The sequence below is a fragment of the Paraburkholderia sp. BL6665CI2N2 genome (genome assembly GCF_004366535.1).
In the GTDB taxonomy this organism is placed as follows: Bacteria; Pseudomonadota; Gammaproteobacteria; order Burkholderiales; family Burkholderiaceae; genus Paraburkholderia.
Map to the genome: position 1 here is coordinate 6387246 of NZ_SORC01000001.1, position 20290 is coordinate 6407535.

The 20290-nt window shown below is 61.7% G+C and carries 17 protein-coding genes; 8 read left to right on the forward strand and 9 right to left on the reverse strand.

The annotated features are described in order from the left end of the window. Positions 1-181 precede the first annotated feature (181 nt). The 7 genes from B0G81_RS28700 to B0G81_RS28730 all read right to left on the reverse strand — a co-directional run bounded on the left by B0G81_RS28700 (position 182) and on the right by B0G81_RS28730 (position 8322). Positions 182-1972, reverse strand: coding sequence for a chloride channel protein (locus B0G81_RS28700; RefSeq protein ID WP_134139977.1), 1791 nt, complete (start codon positions 1970-1972; stop codon positions 182-184). Positions 1973-1978: 6 nt separating this feature from the next. Further along, positions 1979-2392 (reverse strand): helix-turn-helix domain-containing protein, encoded by a 414-nt coding sequence (locus tag B0G81_RS28705; RefSeq protein ID WP_106284409.1) that lies wholly within the window; start codon positions 2390-2392, stop codon positions 1979-1981. Positions 2393-2481: 89 nt separating this feature from the next. Then, positions 2482-3648, reverse strand: coding sequence for an HPP family protein (locus tag B0G81_RS28710; RefSeq protein WP_208328561.1), 1167 nt, complete (start codon positions 3646-3648; stop codon positions 2482-2484). A gap of 194 nt (positions 3649-3842) precedes the next feature. After that, a complete protein-coding gene (locus B0G81_RS28715; RefSeq protein WP_134139979.1) occupies positions 3843-5303 on the reverse strand; it encodes an efflux transporter outer membrane subunit in 1461 nt (486 codons plus the stop codon). A 12-nt stretch (positions 5304-5315) separates the two neighbouring features. Next, positions 5316-6458: an ABC transporter permease gene (locus tag B0G81_RS28720; protein WP_134139982.1), complete on the reverse strand. Its 1143-nt coding sequence runs from the start codon at positions 6456-6458 to the stop codon at positions 5316-5318. Then, the gene (locus B0G81_RS28725) at positions 6455-7399 is read right to left on the reverse strand and encodes an ABC transporter ATP-binding protein (RefSeq protein ID WP_134139984.1); all 945 of its coding nucleotides are present in this window, start codon (positions 7397-7399) and stop codon (positions 6455-6457) included. Before B0G81_RS28725 ends, B0G81_RS28720 begins: the two co-directional genes overlap by 4 nt. Further along, positions 7396-8322 carry an HlyD family efflux transporter periplasmic adaptor subunit gene (locus B0G81_RS28730; protein WP_243856799.1) on the reverse strand — a complete coding sequence of 309 codons (927 nt, stop codon included), beginning with the start codon at positions 8320-8322 and terminating at the stop codon, positions 7396-7398. Before B0G81_RS28730 ends, B0G81_RS28725 begins: the two co-directional genes overlap by 4 nt. A gap of 321 nt (positions 8323-8643) precedes the next feature. Between B0G81_RS28730 and B0G81_RS28735 the strand changes: the two genes are divergently transcribed. The 5 genes from B0G81_RS28735 (at position 8644) to B0G81_RS28760 (ending at position 14765) form a co-directional block, all read left to right on the forward strand. After that, entirely contained in the window at positions 8644-9330 is a 687-nt protein-coding gene (locus B0G81_RS28735) for a CerR family C-terminal domain-containing protein (RefSeq protein ID WP_134139989.1), read from the forward strand. Positions 9331-9802: 472 nt separating this feature from the next. Further along, positions 9803-10087: a YtcA family lipoprotein gene (locus B0G81_RS28745; RefSeq protein ID WP_134139996.1), complete on the forward strand. Its 285-nt coding sequence runs from the start codon at positions 9803-9805 to the stop codon at positions 10085-10087. Between the two features lie 19 nt (positions 10088-10106). Beyond that, positions 10107-11165, forward strand: coding sequence for a multidrug transporter subunit MdtN (gene mdtN / locus B0G81_RS28750; protein WP_134139999.1), 1059 nt, complete (start codon positions 10107-10109; stop codon positions 11163-11165). A gap of 7 nt (positions 11166-11172) precedes the next feature. Beyond that, positions 11173-13281, forward strand: coding sequence for an FUSC family protein (locus B0G81_RS28755; RefSeq protein WP_134140002.1), 2109 nt, complete (start codon positions 11173-11175; stop codon positions 13279-13281). After that, positions 13278-14765, forward strand: a complete 1488-nt coding sequence (locus B0G81_RS28760) for an MdtP family multidrug efflux transporter outer membrane subunit (protein WP_134140004.1) — start codon at positions 13278-13280, stop codon at positions 14763-14765. The genes B0G81_RS28755 and B0G81_RS28760 overlap by 4 nt, the downstream gene beginning before the upstream one ends. A gap of 19 nt (positions 14766-14784) precedes the next feature. On the opposite strand, the gene B0G81_RS28765 is transcribed toward B0G81_RS28760, so the two are convergent. Then, positions 14785-15255 (reverse strand): hypothetical protein, encoded by a 471-nt coding sequence (locus tag B0G81_RS28765; protein ID WP_243856613.1) that lies wholly within the window; start codon positions 15253-15255, stop codon positions 14785-14787. A gap of 208 nt (positions 15256-15463) precedes the next feature. Between B0G81_RS28765 and B0G81_RS28770 the strand changes: the two genes are divergently transcribed. Then, positions 15464-15994: an AraC family transcriptional regulator gene (locus B0G81_RS28770; RefSeq protein WP_134143230.1), complete on the forward strand. Its 531-nt coding sequence runs from the start codon at positions 15464-15466 to the stop codon at positions 15992-15994. After that, positions 15991-16407, forward strand: a complete 417-nt coding sequence (locus tag B0G81_RS28775; RefSeq protein WP_134140006.1) for a VOC family protein — start codon at positions 15991-15993, stop codon at positions 16405-16407. Before B0G81_RS28770 ends, B0G81_RS28775 begins: the two co-directional genes overlap by 4 nt. A gap of 36 nt (positions 16408-16443) precedes the next feature. Here the strand turns inward: B0G81_RS28775 and B0G81_RS28780 are convergent, their stop codons facing one another. After that, on the reverse strand, positions 16444-17865 hold the full coding sequence (locus B0G81_RS28780; protein WP_134140010.1) for a UbiA family prenyltransferase: 1422 nt from the start codon (positions 17863-17865) through the stop codon (positions 16444-16446). 664 nt (positions 17866-18529) lie between these two features. Here B0G81_RS28780 and B0G81_RS28785 point away from each other — a divergent pair. Continuing rightward, complete coding sequence (locus tag B0G81_RS28785; protein WP_134140012.1) at positions 18530-20128, forward strand: glycosyltransferase family 39 protein; 1599 nt, start codon at positions 18530-18532, stop codon at positions 20126-20128. Positions 20129-20290 lie beyond the last annotated feature (162 nt).

Genomic DNA, 20290 nt, shown 5'->3' on the forward strand with positions numbered 1-20290 from the left:
ATCCCCAGGCGATGCGGCCGTGCCGGTGTTGAATGCGCAGGCGCTTCTCCGTGCATGGCAAGGAGTCGGACATGAGGAAATGGCCGTACTGCTATCGGATGCTGTTGGCGGTGGCATCCGTGTCGCCTCCGGATGCGCCTCTGGGAAGGGGCACGGAAGAATCGCTTGCCGATCGCGCGGCTTACGGAACCGGCGGGAAGTGCCGCTTGCCGGTGTGCACCCGCAAACGCCGGAAGCGCTCTTTCTTGTGCTCTTCGTCGAAATGAGCAAGAGACGGTTTGATCAGATCGCTGCGCGACACAATCCCGATTAATTGCAACGTGGTGGAATCCGCAACCACGGGCAAACGTTCGAGACCGTGCACCGCAAGCCGTGTTGCGACGAGACGGCACGTTTCACCGGGCAGCGCGAAAGTGGCCGAACGGTGTCGCAATACGTCGGCGAGTTGCGAGTCGAGCGTACTGTGCGCGTCGCCACCGCGGATTGTCTCCAGCATCGCGCGATCGACGACGCCCACCAGCGCGCCCTGATGCACGACCGGATACGCGCGATGTGTCTGCGTCGCGCCGAAGTACGTTGTTAGCGCTTCTGCCACGGACATGCTGCCACCGATCGTCTTGACCGCGCGCGACATCACCTCGTCGACATGGTGGCGCTCCAGTGGATCGACGCCGTATTCGCGGTAAATGTGATAACCGCGCCGGGCAATTTTCTCGGTCATGATGGAGCGCTTCATGACGACCGTTGCGAACCCATGCGCGATCAGTGTCGCGGCGAGCAGCGGCAGCAGCGCGTTACTGTCGTGCGTGAGGCCGAATGCGAACACGATGGCGGTCAACGGCGCGCCCAACGTGGCGCCGAGCGTGGCCGCCATGCAGACGAGCGGCCACAGCGCGGGTTCGCCGCCCGGCAGCACGTGGCCGAGCAGGACGCCGAGTCCCGCGCCCAGCATGAGCAGCGGAGCAAGGACGCCGCCCGAGGTACCCGAGCCGAGCGCGACGACCCAGATGACCGCCTTCACGATGAGGATCGCCAGCGCGATCTGGATGGCAATGTGCTGATGCAGCAGATCGCCGATCACGTCGTAACCGACGCCCAGCGCGCGCGGTTCGAGAAAGCCGCCAATGCCGACGACAAGTCCGCCGAGCGCGGGCCACCACATCCAGTGGATTGGCAGCTTGCCGAACAGGTCCTCGACTTTATAAAGTGCGGCCGACAAGCCCGAGGCGAGCGCACCGGACAGCAAGCCGGCGATGACGCAGGACAGCAGCGACAGCGCGCCGGGCGGCGCCGTTTCAAGCGGAAAGAGCGGGCCGGTGCCGAACAACGCCGCACGCGCAAAACCCGCGACGGCACATGCCAGCGCGACCGGCAGAAAACTGCGCGGGCGCCATTCGAACAACAGCAGTTCGACCGCCAGCAGCACGGCAGCCACTGGCGTGCCGAAGACCGCCGTCATGCCCGCCGCCGCGCCGGCCACCAGCAGCGTCTTGCGCTCCGCGGACGTGACCTTCACACACTGCGCGATCAGCGACCCGAGCGCTCCGCCTGTCATGATGATCGGGCCTTCCGCGCCGAACGGGCCGCCGCTGCCGATCACGATGCCTGACGAGAGCGGTTTGAGAATCGCCACCTTCGGCGACATGCGGCTCTTGCCGAACAGGATGGCTTCAATCGCTTCGGGAATGCCGTGACCGCGAATCTTCTCAGAGCCGTAGCGCGCCATGAGACCGACGATCAAGCCGCCGATCACAGGGATGACCACCACCCACACACCCAATGTATTGACGGCCGGTGAGCGGTCCGCAAACGAAAACTGCTGGAAGAAAAACAGATTGGTGAACAGATGAATCAGGCTCAGCAGCACGAACGCCGCGAGCGTGCTGAGCACGCCGATTGCCGCGGCGAGCGCGGAAATTCCAGGAAGCCTCGCGTTGATGGAAAAATCGCGCTTATGGGTATCGAGACTCATGGCGACTCAAATATCGATCTGGGGGACGCTAAACGCGCCTTTGAGCGACTTCAATTCGGCACGATGCATTTCGGCGAGACGGGCGAGCACCTGCTCGCCGGCCTTCAGCAAATGAACCTCGACCTGGCGGCGATCCGTCTCGCTGACTTTTCTGCGCACCAGATCGAGCGCCTCGCAGCGGGACACGAGCGCAACCACGCCGTGATGCTGCGCCTGCAGCCGTTCCGCAAGTTCGCCGACGGTGGCCCAGTCGCGCTCCGGATAACCCTTGATGTGCAGAAGCAGCAGATACTGCAATGGCGTGATGCCTTCGCCCTGAGCAGCCTGCTCGGAAAAACGCTCGAAGCGCCGCATCTGATAGCGAAACTCGGACAGTTGCTCGAAGTTCGCCTTGGTCAAACCGCGCGTGAGTGTTTTCATCGAAGTGCCGTGCAGGAAGAGATAAAGCGCGAATTATATCATGACGTGATATGTATGTCCGTGCTCGATCCCGGTGTCGGTGACAGTGGCTATGCCGCGGTTCGATGCCTGGCGTAAGCCTGGCGATACAGTCCCGCGATGAGATCGGCCTGCGTGATCATGCCGGCTAGCCGCTGTTGCGAGTCCAGGACCGGAATATGGTGGTGCCCGTAGTTCGCGAACACCGGCACCAGTTCGACGATGGGCGTCGTTCCTTCGACTGTCTGAACGTCCACGTTCATCAGTGCGCCGACGAGCGCCGCCGGAGTGACACTGCGCCTGAACCAGCGCTGGAAGGGAGAACTCAGGCCGGGCGCTTTGCCGAACGCCCGTTTGCCGACGAGGTCGGCGCGGGTCACGATGCCGATCACGTGTTGCTTCTCGTCAGTGACCGGGAGTGCCTTGATATGACGCCGTTTCAACAGACTCCATGCGGCGGAAGCACGCGTGCTCGCCGACACGGCGACGAGCGAGCGCGACATGATGTCCGCGCAGGTCAGTTCATTGAACGTGCGCGCGTAGGCCTGTAGCTGAACATCACGCAGCAGGGATTCCAGATCGTCCGTATCGATGTCGAGTAATTCGCCGCGCCGGTTCAGCACTGCTTCGAGGTCCGCCCGCGTGAAACCTTCGCTCGACGCCGAAGTCGACGCTCCCGCGCCTTTGACCGAACTCGCCTGGGCGACGTGGGGGTATCGGTGTCCGGTAGCGGCGTGATAGACGATGGCGGCGCATAGCAGCGTCACCGACTGGATCGCAATCGGCTCGGCCACAAAGCGATAGCCCAGCGCATGCACCGCCGGACCGCCAAGAACCGCGGTCAGCGCAACCGCGCCTGACGGCGGGTGAACACAGCGCAGCGCAAACATCGCGCAGATCGCGAACGCGACGGCCAAAGCGGCGGCGCCCACCGGATCGCCGATCCAGCTTGCACAGGCCACGCCGACCGTAGCGGAGACGATATTGCCGCCGATAATCGACCAAGGTTGCGCAAGCGGACTGGCTGGCACCGCGAACAGCAGCACGGCCGAAGCGCCCATTGGCGCGACTAGCAGCGGAATATTCGCCGCAGGTCCGAGAAGCACGTGCATGGTCCCGCCGGTAAACGCAATCCCAAGCAATGCGCCGAGACACGATCTCAGGCGTTCTGGCCATCGGACAGCCATGGGATGGGGGGCGAAGCTGGCGATCCAGCGGATGAAAGCGTTGCGGGACAAGGTTCGAATAGGAAAATGGAAGGCAGTGTCAGATTAGAGGAGGCCGCACATTACGGCCAAATCCCAAGGAAACGAAAGAACGCATCATCATGATTATATTTCATTGTGATATAAAACCGCGTTGCGGGTTGCCGCACCGCAGCAGAAGCGGGCGGCGGCCGAGGGTCCGGCCTGGTCCGCGGGTTCTTCCGCCGTTACCGCGTGCTTCCTAAGGTCAAGTCGGATTCGTTGCTGCCCAGCGATTGAAATAGCGCGGCCGTATCGCTTAACCGGGCCGCCTGCGCGCGCGTCTGATCGAGAGCGGTCTGCCACGCCTGACGTTGCGTGTCGAGCAAGCTGAACTGGCTGACGCCACCCGCCGAATACTGCGCACGCGCAATGTCGAGGTTCGCTTGAGCCTGCCGGGCGGCGTCGTCGCGAGCTTGCAGTTCGTGCGCGTCGTTACGCAACGCCGTCAGCGCGTCTGCAACCTGTTGCAAGGCCTGAAGCACCGTTTGCTGATAGCTCGCGAACGCAGCGTCATAGGCCGCCTGGGCGGCGCGCTTCTTCGCATGCAGCTCGCCACCACGAAAAATGGGCTGGGTCAGATTCAGGCCGATATTCCAGATATTCAGGCCATTCACAATGTCCTGGACACTCGTACGTTCAGAGCCGATTCCCGCCGACAGCGAAAACTGCGGGTACAGGTTCGCTGTCGCGACACCGACGTTCGCGCTGGCCTGGTGCAGTAGCGCTTCAGAGGCGCGAATGTCAGGGCGTTGCCGTGCGAGTGACGAAGGCAGCGTGACCGGTATCTCATTCGGCAGATGAAGCGAGTCCAGCGTGAGCCGATCGAACTCCGCTTTGGACGGCACGTCGCCCACCAGGATCGCCAGTTGATGATCCGCTTGCGCGAGCTGTGTGGCGAGCGGCGGCAGCGACGCGCGCGTTTGCGCAAGCAGCGTGCGCTGGCTGTTTACGTCGAGTTGCGACACGCCACCGGCGGCGAGGCGTGCTTCCATGATGCCGAGTTGCTGCGCCTGCGCGTCGGCGAGGCGTTGTGTCAGCAAGACCTGCCGCTGCAATGAAGCGCGCTGCACCGCCGTCGATACGACATTGCCCGCAATGGACAAGCGCGCTGCCTCCAATTGGAACGCCTCGTAGTCGACCTGCGCCAGCGTGGCTTCGAGCGCCCGGCGATTGCCGCCGAAAACGTCGAATGTATACGCCACCGTCACCGACGCATTGAATAGCGAAAACGGCCCCGGGTTCTCGACATGCGGGATGCCGAAAGCCGCGAGATCGACCTGTTGACGCGTTCCGGAAATCTTCGCGTCGACGCTCGGAAATCGTGTCGCGCCCGACTGCGCATTGTAGTTTTCGCGCGCCTCGATCAGCTTTGCGCGGGCTTGCGCCAGCGAAGGGATTCGACTCAGCGCCTGATCGACCAGACGGTCTAGTTCGGCCGAGTGAAATTGGCGCCACCACAGCGGCAGCGGCGCATCCGCCGTTGTGAAGGTTTGGGCGGAACCCTCGGTGCCGTCGGTCGATACTGTGCGTGCCGGCTCGGCCTTGTGCGTGTAGGTTTGCGTGTCCGGTGCCGCGGGCGCGTGAAAGTCGGGTCCCACTGCGCAGCCGCACAGCACGAGTGAACAGAGGAAAGCAAGTGGCTTCATGATCGTGTTTTCCTAGTCGAGCGTGCGCCGGTAGAAGCGCAATGCAATAGCCATGACGATCGCGGTAAACAGCGCCATTGGCCACACAGAGGGCCACAGGTCGACCCAGCCATTGCCCTTGAGCAGGATGCCGCGAATCAGCCGGTTGAAATAGGTCAGCGGCAGGAGGTTGCCGATAAACCGCGCCCACGCCGGCATGCCCGCGAAAGGGAACATGAAGCCCGAGAGCAGGATGTTGGGCAAGAAGTAGAAGACAGTCAGCTGCATCGCCTGCAACTGGTTCTGTGCGAGCGAAGAAAGCGTGATGCCCACCGTCAGATTCGCAGCAATGAAAAGCAGCGCCGAGAGATAGATGGCCAATGCGCTGCCGACAAATGGGACGTGGAAAACGTAACGTGTCGCGGCAAGAATGATCGACGCCTGAATGAGCCCGATGACGACATAGGGCACGATTTTGCCGGTCATCACTTCGATTGGCAGAACGGGAGTGGCGAGCAGGTTTTCCATCGTGCCGCGCTCGCGTTCGCGGGTCACGGCGAGGCCGGTCATCATGACGAGCGTCATGGTGAGGATCACGCCCATCAACCCGGGCACCACGTTGTATTGCGTCACGCCTTCGGGGTTGTAGAGGTTGTGAACCTGCACGTCGAAGGCGTTTTGCGTGCCGTTCAGATGTGCGAGCGGACCCGTGAGATCTTTATCCGCGACCGGTTGGACGAGTTTCGGCAGCGCGCCGACGGCGGTGTTCGTCGCGGTGGGATCGGTCGCGTCGGCTTCGACCAGCAGCGACGGATGCTCGCCACGCAGCAGTTTGCGCGAGAAATCTACGGGCACATTCAGCACGAATTGCACCTTGCCTTGGGCGAGCGCGCGGCGCCCGGCCTCTTCGTCAGGCAAGATTCCGACGATGTCGAAATAGGCCGAGTTCGTCATCGCCGCAACGAAGCTGCGGGAAAACTCGCTCTGGTCGTGGAGGATAACGGCTGTCGGCAGATGCTTCGGGTCCGTATTGATCGCGAAGCCGAACAGTGCAAGCTGGACGATCGGCAGTCCGACAATCATGCCGAACGTGACGCGGTCGCGCCTTAACTGAAGAAACTCCTTGAGGACGATGCTCCACCAGCGTGTCAGAGAGAAGACGGTGCGATTGCTCATGACGGCGCTCCGAAGTTGTCCTTCGAATGGCTCATCAGATAGATGAATACGTCCTCGAGTCCCGTGCCGATTGGTTCGATGCGCAGCGAGGTTCCGGCAACCGCGTGCCGCACCGCGGTTTCGAGCGCCTCGTGGTCGCGCCCGCTGACGTGCAGCGCTGAACCGAACACGACGGTCTGGTCCACGCCGGGCGTCGTGCGAAGCTGCTCGGATAGTTTGCTCAGGTGTTCGCCGTGGATGGACCACGTCGACAGACCTTCTGATTCGATCACCTCACTCGCGGTGCCGCGCGCGAGCATCTTCCCGTAAGCGATATAAGCGAGCTTGTGACAGCGTTCCGCTTCGTCCATGTAGTGAGTACTGACGAGCACGGATATGCCGGTGGCGGCGAGGCGATGCAATTCTTCCCAGAAGTCGCGCCGTGCAGTGGGGTCCACGCCGGCGGTGGGCTCATCGAGCAGCAGCAATTTTGGCTCGTGCAACATACAGGCGGCCAGCGCGAGCCGCTGCTTCCAGCCGCCCGATAGCGAACCGGTCAACTGGTTCGCGCGTGTCTGCAGGCCGAGCGATTCCAGCGAGCGATCCACCGCTTCTCGCCGGTTGCGCATCTGATAGATGCGCGCGACAAAGTCGAGATTCTCGCGGATGGTCAGGTCTTCCCAGTAGGAAAAGCGCTGGGTCATGTACCCGACATTGCGTTTGATCTGTTCGCTCTCACGCACGATGTCGTAGCCGAGGCAGGTGCCGCTGCCCGAATCCGGTGTGAGCAATCCGCACATGAGGCGGATGGAGGTCGTCTTGCCGCTGCCGTTCGGCCCGAGAAAGCCGAAGATTTCACCACGGCCGACCTGCAACGAGACGTTGTTGACAACGTGCTTGTTACCGAAGCGCTTGTTCAGGTCATGCACGTCGATCACGTACTGGTGGGCGTCGTCGTTCATTGCAGCACCACTGAGACAGGTTGGCCCGGATGAAGCTTCGTTGCGTCCGCAACCGACGGGTGGGCTTCGACCATGAACACGAGCTTGGCGCGGCTCTCGTTGCTATAGATGACGGGCGGCGTGTATTCGGCCTGATTCGACACATAAGTGATCTTCGCGGGCACGTCGGCCGCGCAACCGTCGCAGTGCAGCGTCACGCCGCGATTGAGCGCCAGTTGCCCGACGATCGTTTCCGGAACGAAGAATCGCACCTTGATGTTCTGCGGCGGCAGCATCTGGACGACCGGACTGCCGGCCGCCACCCATTCACCCTGGCGATAGAGCGTGTCATAGACAAGGCCTTCCGATGGGGCGGCGACGCGTTTCTGATCGAGTTTCCATTGGGCCTGCGCGACAGCGGCATCGGCGGCGGCTACTTGTGCCTCCTGTCCGACGATCTGTTGTGAACGGGCGGGTAGGCGAGCCACGTCGACCTGATGGGTCAGTTCCCGAACCTGCGCGGCGGTCGAGTCGGCGTTGGCGCGCGAGTCGTCGAGTTGACCCTTTGCGATGCCACCTGCGCGGTATTGGGCCTCGTCGCGTGTTAGTTGCAGCGCGGCTTTGCGGGCGTTGGCAATGGCCTCCGCCAGTTGCGCGCGATTGACGTCGACCTCGGGCACGCGCTTGCCGGTCCGGATGTCGGCGAGCTGGGCGCGGGCCGCCGCGAATTGCTGCTGCGCCTGGACGAGTGCGTGGGCTTCGTCGTCAGACTCAAGGGAAAATAACGAGGCATTCGCCTTGACCGTTTGTCCGCGAGAGACGGATAGCGTCGTAAGCTTGCCGGCCTGTGTTGAGCCGAGATAGACGAACTCACCTTCGACGTAGCCCTGATAGGTTGCCGTTTCGTGCCGTGAACAGGCTGATAGCAGGGCGAGAAGCAGCATTGAAAGTGCGGTCCCGGCAAATCGTTGCGCTCGCCTGGAGCTGGATGGAACTTCCATTGAGAGGCGTTTATTTAGTGAGTAATACATAATTAAAATCCTATGGAGCCGCGATTCGGCACACCAGGCGGATCGAGTCAGCACGACGGGCAGCACGCGATGAGTTCGATCTGCGGTCCCCGCGAGGGCGATCCGGCTGCCATGGTGACTCGGCCTTCCATGCCGGCGCGTCCGTTCGCGGACCGGACGCAGATGAAGTAGAATGGATACTATGCGAATTTGAATTCAAATTCAAAGTATTTTTAGGAATGTAAGCCTTCGACCATGCCGACCAGTCCGAGAAAAACAGCCGCGACGCAGCCTAAGCGGGTCTCACGCCCCGACGGCGCGGCGACCCGTCAGCACCTGCTCGCGACTGCGGGCCAGGTGTTCGCCGAACGCGGTTTCGCGGATGCCACCAGCAAGGAAATTTGCCAGCGCGCGGGCACACCGATGGCGTCGGTGAACTATCACTTTGGCAGCAGGGAGGCGCTCTACGAAGCGGCGCTCGTCGAGGCGCACCGGCAAGTCGTGGGTCTTGACGAGTTAGCGGCGCTTGCCGCGAGCCTCGACGACCCCAGGGATCAGTTGCGTGCCATCCTTTGCCGTTTCGTCGGTCTTTCAACGAGCGCGGGCACGCCTTGGGGCTTCATGCTGATGTTGCGCGAAGTGCTGTCGCCATCGAAAGCCATCCCGGCGCTCATCGAAAAAGCAGTGCGTCCGAAAGCAGCATTCCTGCTCAAGGTGATCGGCGAAGTGCTGGGGCTGGACCCGACCACGCCCGTGGTTCAGCGGGCTGTGATGTTTACGGTGTTGCCCTGCATCGCCATGATGATCGCGCCCAAGCAGATGCAGTCTGCGCTATTGCCTGCTGCCGCAAAGGACAAGGACGCACTTGCAGAGGATTTTGTGCGATTCGTGCTGGCAGGGCTCGATGCGATCGCAGTCGCTTATCGTTCAGAAGCCAGGTGAAACCGGCATTTTAGACAGTCTCCTCCATGGGAGTAGTTTCCATGACGGTAGCCAGAATCATCGCTTCGACATTTGGTGGCGCAGGTCGAGCGCGCCTCGGTCGATGCACGGCATCGCCTCTTGCAATCCTTTGGCTGCTCAACGCCGAGTTTGACTAGGAAGCAGAACGATCGCAACATGTCATATTCATATAGTCCGGGATGCCTGTTCGGCGTTATTGTGTCGATTTGGTGCGCCCGTCATCTGTCGGCGGGCGGACCCACGGGCTAGAACCTTGCAAATGCGCCGTGGGTTTTTTCAGACGATCTTGAATGACGGCGCGCTGTTGGAGATGTAAGGCAAGCGGCGGCTCGCTAGTGCGCCCGAAGCCGTTTTCCTTGCTGCCCACCACCCGAATCCGGGGCGAGAGGCATCGGCATATCTGCAAGGTGAGACATTGATTTCAACCACAGAGTCGACTTTGAAACGACACATGCCACCAGCCAGAGGCAGATATTCAAAGCGTGCGATCGGCGCGGCCGCGATTGCCGCGATTCCAATTACAGGGTGTACAAACTCGCCGTCCATCGGGGTGCTTGGCGCATACTTTCCCGACTGGTTGTTCTGCATTGTCGCGGGCGTCGTGCTCACGGTCGTCATCTATCTGATTCTCAAGCGCTTGCAGGCCGACCATCTGATTGGACCTTCCGCCGTCGTGTATCCCACGCTTGTCGCTTTGCTTGCGCTCGTTGTCTGGTTGATCTTCTTCCAACATTGAATCTTTGTCGGGTGGATGAATGGCGACTCCAGCCAGCAAGACATCGAAAAGAAAATGGCCGGCCATCGTGATCGTCGTGGTGACGCTGTTGCTGCTCGTCTATGTGATCCGGCAGTGGGACCGCACCCCTCGCACCGACGACGCTTATGTCTACGCGGACACGATCGACGTCGTGCCGGAGGTCAACGGCCGCATCGTCGAACTGGCCGTACGGGACAACCAGGCGGTGAAGCAGGGCGATCTGTTGTTCCGTATCGACCCGCGTCCGTATCAGGATGCGCTCGCGCGGGGCAACGCGTCGCTCGTCGCGCTCGATCGCCAGATCGAGCTGACTCAACGTACGGTCAACGCGCAGCAGTACAACGCGCAGTCGGTGCGTGCGGCGGTCGAGCGCGCGAGAGCCGCGGCCGGGCAGGCATCCGATACGCTGCACCGCATGGAGCCGCTGTTGTCGCACGGTTATGTGTCGGCGGAAGATGTCGACCGTGCGCGCACCGCGCAACGCGCCACGCAGGCCGAACTCAGCGCCGCGCAACTGCAGGCGCAGCAGGCGGCAGCGGCTGTGAGCGGAGTCGATGCGCTGGTCGCGCAACGTGCCGTCGTCATGGCGGAGATCGCGACTGCCGAACTGAACCTCGAGTATGCAACGGTGCGCGCACCGTTCGATGGACGCATCGTGTCTTTGAAGACGTCGACCGGGCAGTTTGCCACGGCGCTCAAACCCGTCTTCACTTTGATCGACACGCGCCACTGGTACGTAGTCGCGAACTTTCGCGAAACCGAACTCAAGGGCGTCAGGCCGGGTACGCCAGCCACTGTGTACCTGATGAGCGATACGGGCCAGCGTTTCCAGGGCACCGTCGATTCGATCAGCTACGGCATCGCGCCCGATGAAGCCGGCCTTGCATTGCCGGGCGGATTGCCACGCATTCAACGCACGCTCAATTGGGTGCATGTATCGCAGCGCTTCCCGGTGAAGATCCTCATCGACAAACCGAACCCGGAACTGTTCCGCGTCGGGACATCCGCGGTGGCCGTGCTGGAACCCGGGCGCGGCAACGACGGCGAGCGCCATTGAGGAGCCCATGACCGCCGCCGACTACCTGCCCGTTTCGCTGCGCGACGCAGGCGCTTTCCTCAGGCGCGAGCTTGCGCCTTTCCCCGGGCGTCTGAACGTGATGCTGCGCTGCATGCTGACGAGCGCCATTGTGATCGTCGTGTCGAATACGCTCGAGGTGCCGGAGCTCGCGCTGTCGCTGCTGGTGGTGTTCTATGTCACGCAGTCGAACGTGGTGGTCACGCGGCTGGTCGGCGTGATGTTCATGGTCGGATCGACGCTCGCCATCGGCCTGTCGATCCTGCTGCTGAAATTTACATTCGACTATCCGTTGCTGCGCATCGTCATCGCGAGCCTGCTATTCCTGGGCAGCGTGTACCTGCTGCGGGTGCTCAAGATTGGCATCGTGTTCTTCATCGTCGCGATCATTGTGATTTACGTGCAGAGCTTCGTCGACCGGACCGATCAGGCCGACCTGCTGATCCGCGCGGTGTTATGGGTGTGGGTCGCCGTCAACTATCCGATCGCGCTGACGCTCGTGGTCAATACGCTTTTGTTGCCCGTCGAGCCGCAATTGCAGCTCAAGGCGGAAATCCATCGGCAACTGGCAGAGCTGGACGCGCGCCTGACGCAACTGATCGACGGCGGCACGAGCGCCGCGCCGATCACGCTGGCGGCCGTTCAGCAAGGCGCGCTCACGCTGCAGAAGTTGCTGCGGTTCACAACAATGCGTGATGCGCACTATCGCGAACATCAGGCGTCGCAGCTTGCATGCATTGCGACCGTGTCGCGGCTTTATCACGGAGCGAGTGAGCTTCCGCTGAATTGGCCGCGCGCGTCAGCCGCGCAGCTGGCGATGTTGCGCGAGTTGCGTGCGAACTGCCATGCGCTCGACCAGGCGGTCATGACCGGCGAGCCCTATCGCTATTTGAGCACGGCGACACCTGGAGAGCGCAACGCCGCCGACACGATTCCTGCTGCTGCCGAATCGCAGCGGGCGCTGCGCGCATTCGCCGACCTGGCTGCGAGCGACCCGGCATCCGGCAAGCCGCCCGCGAGTGAGCCGATGATTGCGCCGGACGCATGGACCAATCCCGCCTACATGCGCTTTTCGCTGAAGACCTTGCTCGCCGTTCTGGTCTGCTACGTGTTCTACAACGCCGTGGACTGGCAGGGCATCCACACGATCATGCTGACCTGCGTGATCGTCGCGCTGCCGAGCCTCGGCGCATCGGCGCAGCGCGCGTTGCTGCGGGTGGCCGGTGCTGCCATCGGAAGCGCGCTGGCGCTGTTCATGGTCGTGTTCGTCGTTCCTCATCTCGACGACATTGTCGGTCTGCTGCTGATGACGCTGCCTGTCGTCGCGTTCGGAGCATGGATTTCGGCTGGTTCGGAACGGATCGGCTACGCGGGCGTACAGCTCATCTTCACCTTCTCGCTCGCCTTGTTCGAACAGTTTGGCCCAACCGTCAATCTCACTGAAATACGCGACCGGCTGGTTGGCATTCTGCTGGGCGTCGGTGTGGCGACCTTCGTGCAGATGTCGTTCTGGCGCGAGGGTGAGGGCGACGTGCTGCGGCTGAAGCTCGCTACCCTGTTGCGCACGATCGCCGCACAGGTGCGCCCGCCGCAGGTCGGCGAAGAGCAGGCGGATGAGTTGCCTTATGCTCAGCGGCAGTTGCAGGCGTGGGCCGTGCTGACCGATTGCGAGACGACGCTCTCGCGAGTCGCGCTCGAACCCGGCTGGCAGGAAAGCGAGCAGTCGCAACTGACACTGCGCGCGCAAACGGTCCTGGCGCAGGGGCGCGAGATCATGCTGGCGGGTGACGCGTTGCGCAACACGTTGGTGGCTCAAGCGGGCTTGTCGAGCTCACACACCATGGACGCAGTGCGCGCAGCCCAGCAACAGGCCGGCACCGAACTCAACCGGTACGCGGATGAGCTGGCAGCCAACCCACCCGATGCGCGCGCGCCGCGCCGTATCGAGATCGCTGCGCAAGCGGGCGAACCGGCTCAGCCTGCCGATCAGTCGCTCATCACCGCAGCGGACGAACTGTTGCGGCAGATCGGGGGCTTGCCGGACTGGCGCGTCGAGGCACCGGTCGCGGCGCGCGCGTCAGCGGCGGTACGAGCATGAAAGCGCGACCGGTTTTGTGCGATCGGCGATGGCGTCGCGGCGTGTTTTGCCTCGCGTGGCTATCGTCCGTGCTGTCGGGTTGCGCGCTGATTCATCACAACGGCACGCCCCGTTCCGAGATCGCGCCCGAGCAGATCAATCTCGCGGACGACATTCATCTCGCACGCGACGGCTGGCCCGCCGCGCGCTGGTGGACGCGCTATCACGACGCGCAACTCGACGCGCTGATCGATCAGGCGCTCGCCGACGCGCCGACGATGGTGATCGCGCGCACGCGCGTCGCGCAGGCGAAGTCGGACGTGGAACTGACCAAAGCAGGATCCAACCTTCAGGTGGCCGCGCTGGCGTCGCTGGATCGCGAGCATATTTCCGCGAACGGTTTTCTCGGCCCGTTCGCGAAGAACGCTCCGGCTGCGGGGCTGACTGGACCGTGGTACACCGAGGGCGTCGTCGGACTGGGCGCAAGCCTGGATATCGACATCTGGGGCAAGCAACGCGCGGAAGTCGCCGCGTCGCTGGGTGTGAGCAACGCGCGGCTCGCCGAGACATCCGCTGTCGAACTCGAAATCTCGACGGATGTCGCGCAGCTTTACTACGGTATTCAAACGACTTATCAGCTGATCGATCTGCTGAGCGACTCGCATGAGGTCGCGGCGTTCGCGGTGCAAGCACACGAAGCGCGTGCGGCGCGGGGCCTCGAAGCCCGCACCCAGTCCGAAGAAGCACGCGCGCAGCAGTTGGCCATCGAGCAGCAGATCGTGTCGGCACAAGGGCAGATCAAGCAACTTCGCGAATCGATGCGGGCACTCGTCGGCGCCGGACCCGCTGGCCTGCCCACGATCGAACCCGTCGCGCTGCCCCGTTCGCAGGCGGCCTTGCCGGCGACGCTGTCGTACGAACTGCTGGCCCGGCGGCCCGATCTGCAGGCAATGCGATGGTATGTCGAGGCGTCGTTCGACAAGATCGATGCGGCAAAGGCGGCGTTTTATCCGAGCTTCGACATCAAGGCATTTTTCGGCTTCAACGCTTTGCACCTCGCCGATCTCTTCACGCATGCGAGCCAGCAGATCAACCTGATTCCGGGCCTGTATCTGCCGATTTTCGACGGCGGCAGACTCAATGCGAACCTGAGCGGTGCGCGCGCGGGGAGCAACCTGTTGATCGAGCAGTACAACCAGGCCGTTCTCAACGCCGTCCGCGATGTCGCGCAGACGGGCAGCCGTCTGCAGTCTCTCGATGCGCAGAAGGCTTTGCAGAAGCAGCGGATCGAATCGGTTACATTCACGAGGGACAGTGTGGAAGCCTATTATCAACGCGGACTCACGAGCCGGCTCGCGGCGCTCGAAGCGCGCCAGCCGGTGATCGCGGAACAGGTCGCCCTGCTTACGCTCAATGGCCAAGTGCTCAGTCAGGAGATTGCTTTGGCGAAGGCGCTCGGCGGCGGTTATCTCGCCGATCCGCCTGTTGAACTGAAGCCGCGCTAAACCGCGTGGGCTATGCCGCTCAGAGCTGTTGTGATCGCAGCGATGCGAATTCCGCGCGGCACACGTCGCCGAACTTGCCGAGAATGTCGATCGAGCCATCCGCGAGCATCTCGCGAATCTCGATGAAAGACTTGTCTGGCGCGAGATAGGTGTCCACGATCTTGCGTCCGATCACGTCGGCTTCGTCCGCGACTTCGAGGGACGACCGGAGGCGCATGCGGCTGATCTCCGCGTAGAGGTTGCCCAGGCCGGCGAGATCGGGTTCCTTGTGTTGCAGCGCGTGCACATAGCAATTCGTCGCTTGCTCGATGAACGCTTTGTACAGTTCCTGCCGCCACGCGAGATCATGCGCTAGCCACTCCGCGCGAACCTGGGTGCGTTGGGTCAGCCAGGAGGCGAGAACCGAAGTCAAGCCGCCGATCGCGGCGCCGACAAGGGCAGCGAGGGCAGAGATAGCCGATGCGTTCATGGACTGTTCTCGCGTTGTCATTCAGCTATCCATAGTAATGCAGTGGTGTGTAATTTTGGGGTCGGTCGGTACCGCGCGGAACGCGATGACGACTGAAGCTGCGCAAAGGCATGCCTTGGCAAAGGCCGACGGCCGCCGCACGCGTCGAAAGCCGGCTGCTGGGAGTCCGGCGCGCTAGAATCGACCGTGCACCGCGCTCGCAACGAAGGATGGCGACAGAATGACGCTCATGGCCGAACCTAAACAACCACGCACCTCGTCTCCGGCGCCGTCGGGCATCGACCCGTTGCAGGCGCCGGCGCTGTTGCGTCGCCTGCTGCGCGCCAAAGACCGAATGGACGCTGCCTCGCACGAGGCCTGGCCCGTCGAACGATTGGCTGCGGTTAGTGGCGTCTCCGAGGCTCATTTCGCGCGCTCGTTCAAGCAGGCATTCGGCATCCCGCCGCATCGGTACCTGCTGACGCGGCGCATCGAGCAAGCCAATACCCTGCTGCGCGACACTGCGCTCAGCATTACGGAAATTGCCTTCGCCACCGGCTGGGAGAGCCTGGGCACCTTCGGCCGCATCTTCCGCGACATTAACGGTCGGAGCCCGAGCGCCATGCGCCGGGAAGCGCAGGCCGCCGTGCAGCAGATCGACCGCGTACCCGCTTGCGTTCTGAAGGCCGCTCAGCGTCCCGATCTCACCATCGCAGTTTTGGAGAAGCGCCGCCGCGCGGCCAAAGGTACATTGCGGCCATCAACCAAGGAGGTGTCATGAACCAGGGTATCAGTGTGGTGGGCTTGTACGTCGACGATCAGGACGAAGCGCTGGAATTCTACGTCGGCAAACTCGGATTCCGCGTCCATACGGACGTGGTGAACGGCGCCTACCGGTGGCTGACAGTCCAGCATCCGGACCAGCCTTCGTTCCAGCTCGGGCTGTTCAGACCCGGTCCGCCCATCCACGACGATGCCACCGCGCAGACTCTGCGCGCGATGGTCGCGAAGGGCGCCATGCCGCCACTCGTCCTGCTGGTGTCCGATTGCCGCGCGAGCTATGCGCGGCTAAAGGAAAGTGGCGTGGAATTCACCCAGGAGCCGGTGGACCGCTACGGCAGCGTCGACGCTGGGTTTCGCGACCCCGCCGGTAATGGGTGGAAGATGATTCAGGAGCCGCGGAGCACGACGTGAGTAGTCATTCAAACGTTGTTGCGGATCGGATATGGCTTAGATCGCCATCCAGAACACGACGCCGCACAACGCAATGACCACCAGACTGGTTAAATCGCGCGCTGCAAACACGATCGGATCATCGCGCATGTTGCCGCGATGCGTAATGATCCAGATACGGCTGATCCAATACAGGAGTAGTGGGCAGGAAAGCCATATCACTTGGGGATGCCTGTAAAGTATGGTGGTGTCGTGGTCCTGGATATAAAGTGCGAGCACCAGCACGGCTACAAACCCGGAAGCTGCACCGAGCGAGGAAAGCAGTGGCAGGTCGCTTGCCAGATAGCCACGCCCACGCACATTCGCACGGCCGTCCTTTTGCATCGCATAAAGCTCAGCGTAACGCTTGACGAGCGCGAGGCTCAGGAAGATGAACATGGAAAACGCCAGCAGCCAGAATGTCAGATGCACGCCGATCGCGGTCACGCCGGCAATGATCCGCGTCGTGTATAGGGCCGCCAGCACGACCACGTCGACGATGACCTGCCGCTTCAGCGCCAGCGAATAGGCGAGTGTGAGCACGTAGTACGCGAGCATCACTACGCAAAAGCGCCAAGGAAGGAAAACCCACGCGACGGCGAACGAAACAGCGAGCAGCGCTGGAAAAAGCAAAACGCCCAATAGGAGCGGCATCGCGCCCGATGCGAGCGGACGACGGCACTTGACCGGATGATGCCGGTCATCTTCCAGATCCAACAAGTCATTGAGCAGATACACGCTCGACGCGCACATGCCGAACACAAGGAAGGCCACCAGCGCAAGCGCTACGAGGGGTAATGAAGCGATGTGGTGGCCGGCAAGTAGCGGGACAAAGATCAACAGATTCTTGAGCCACTGGTGAAGGCGCAACGACTTAGCACATACCTTCAACGGTGGAGAACGATTTTCGAATACGCGCTCCACGTTGCCATGCTTGCGCGCGGCGCGCTCTACGCCCATAAGAGGATTGACCACATAGGCCCGGTCTGCTGCCTGCCATACAGAGATGTCGTCGTGTGAGTTGCCCACGTAGTCAAAGCCTTTTTCGCCATATTCGGCGACCAGCGTATCGCGTTTGACATACGCGGACCGGCTCAGTTGCTCGCTATTGGCAAAGACCTTATCGAAGATTCCAAGGTGTTCCGCGATGCGCGCGGCCACATGCTCGTGGCTTGTCGTAGCGAGTGCTAGTGTGCGACCGGCGGCCCGCTGCCCACTCAGCCAGTCGATGACCTGTTTGTCATAAGGCAGCACGGTGACATCGAGATTGGCGTTTTCCTCGAGACGCGACTTCAGCGCGGACTTGCCACCGATGGCGAACCAATTGAATGGCTGATATAAGCGGTGAGGAGCCGATCTAAAAAATGCAAAGCCGCACTCGACGAGGACGTCCGAGTGAAGCAGGGTGCCATCCAGATTCACGACGATAGGTATGCTCATGCGATCGACCAGTCAAACTAGAAGCGGCTAAATGCGGAAACCGCGTACAGGTCTCAGCGTCGGCACGCAAGTTAACTGCGCGTTGCCTCCGCTCCCATTTGTACCGTTTGTCGCTCGAGCCTGTATCTATTTCGGTCGGGAACTCCAACAGACGTCCCGTCAACGGAGCGGACAAAGTGTCCGACGCAAAAAATCAAAGTTCTGTGGGGTAGCACTCAGTTGAGTAAGATAAATGCGATCCTTCTTGCTGCACAGGCAGATGAAAGTGTGATAGATAGGCACCTGTCTACCATAAATGGTTTGGCAGAAAGGCCTATTCACCTCCGATCAATACCTCCAGATGCACGTTATGTGCGTCAAGTAACATACGTGCAGGGCGGCCAAAGCGAATACTCGGGTTGACATTCGCCGGCGTCTCGTCGAGACGGCCACGGCCTTGTTTCAGAGGTGTTCCGCGTTCGCTGCGCTGCCGTTCAATTCGAATCCAGCAAGAGCGCGACCGTGGCCTTGCCGGCTACTAACTACTTCATTTAAAAAGTTTCACCTCCTGTTCCTGTTGACGCGTCATCGCGCGCCGGTCGTCTTGAAGCAGCCATGCGACGAGCGCCCCGCTACCAATAGATTCGACCCATTTTTAACCTGCGACACGGAGAAGGACACACATATGGAACCTCTCACGACAGGTGCGACTTCGTCCTTTCCGTCTGCAGATGCTGCCGCGCGTTCCAATGCAATGCGTGATGGCTCATTTACCCAGACGCAGTTCGTGCCGATCGCGATGGTGATCTTCGCGGTCGCATTCATCCTCCGCGCGTTCCATCTCGATTATCTGTCGCTGTGGAACGATGAGATTTTTTCGCGCTACTACTACGATCTGTTCGGTCCCGAATTCCTGCTTACGACCGGGATGACAATCGAGCCGACTCCACCGCTGTACTATTTCGTGCTGCAAGGCTGGATGGGCTTATTCGGCCATAGCGCCATCGCGTTGCGCTCGTTGTCGGTGCTTGCTTCGCTCATTGTGCTCCCGCTCGTCTATGCGATAGCCCGCGAAGTGTCCACGCGCAACGTGGCGTTGGTTGCGGCCGCGCTGTTCGCCGTGTCGCCGATGTCGATATTTTTCGCGCAGGAAGCACGCGTCTACACAATGACCGCCATTCCCGCTTCACTGATGCTTCTCGGCATCGCGCGTTGTCTACGCACTGGGCGCGTGGCCGACCTCGTGCTCTACGGAGCCGGTGCCGTGTTCGCCATGTACAGTCATGCGACGCTCACGTTCATGGTGGCCGCCTGCAACATTGTGGTGATCGCGTATTTGCTGCTGGCGCCGTCGCGCGAACGTCGCCTCGCGCCACGCGACTGGATCCTGACCAACATCGCCGTGGCTCTGTTTGCTGTGCCGCTCGCGTTTTCAATGCTCTCTAACGTAAGTCATAACGCTGGCGGCTTGAACTGGATTCCGCCGCTATCCATGCGCGACGTGATCGTTCACCTAACCGCGCTCGTGAGCGGGATGATCACGCCACCGCGTTTCCCCGGCGTCGAATTGACGGTGCTGTTACTGCTCGTGCTTGGTATCGCGATCGCGATGTCCAAGATGCCGCGTCGCACTCTCGCGGTGCTCGTGGCTATTCCGCTGATGTATTTCGCCCTCGTGGTGATGGTCAGTCTGAAGCAGACTATTCTGCTGCCCCGCGTTCTGTGCTGGGTCACCGTGCCGCTTTGCGCTGCCCTCGCGTATGCGGTCACGGCCCCATCGCGTGCGCGTTTGGCGGCGCGCGTGATGTTGGTGTTGACGTTCGGCGCGGGCCTTTATTATCAGTTGGCCTTCGCGGACGGCGCCAAATCCGCCTATCGCCAGGTCTTCGCTCAGGCACGCCCCGGCCTGTTGCAGGCCGATGAAGTGGTGATCACGCCTTATACGTCGCCATTGCCGCTGATGTACTACGCGCCAGGGGCCGATCATTTTCGCAAGTGGCGCGATCCACGGGTGGGTGGGATAGAGCCGGTGCAGATTCCGGAGCGTCTGGGCATTCCGGCCATCGACGTGCGGCAGGTGAGCGCTGACATCAAGTCCGGCAAGTCGGTATGGCTCGTCGCGGATTCGCCTGACTCGAAGTTCCTGCCGCAATTGCTGACTATCGCGCCACCGCCGGAACGCAGCTATGAATCGATGTGTCACGATCTGGCGCAGGGCGTCGACCAGCCGTCATCATGCATTGTCGTGTACGGCTGGAATGTCGATCGGCAGTCGATGAAGTGAGCGCGTGAGGCGATGCCCCCCAGTTCGAAGTCCTGCATGGGAGTGCGCTACGCAGTTCGGTGACGGGTCAACGATGTGAATGGTGCGAAGAAGCGCCGTTTGCAGCTACTGACTCCATGTGGGTTTCGAATTGCCTGAAACCTGACGCGTTTCCTTGCCCGG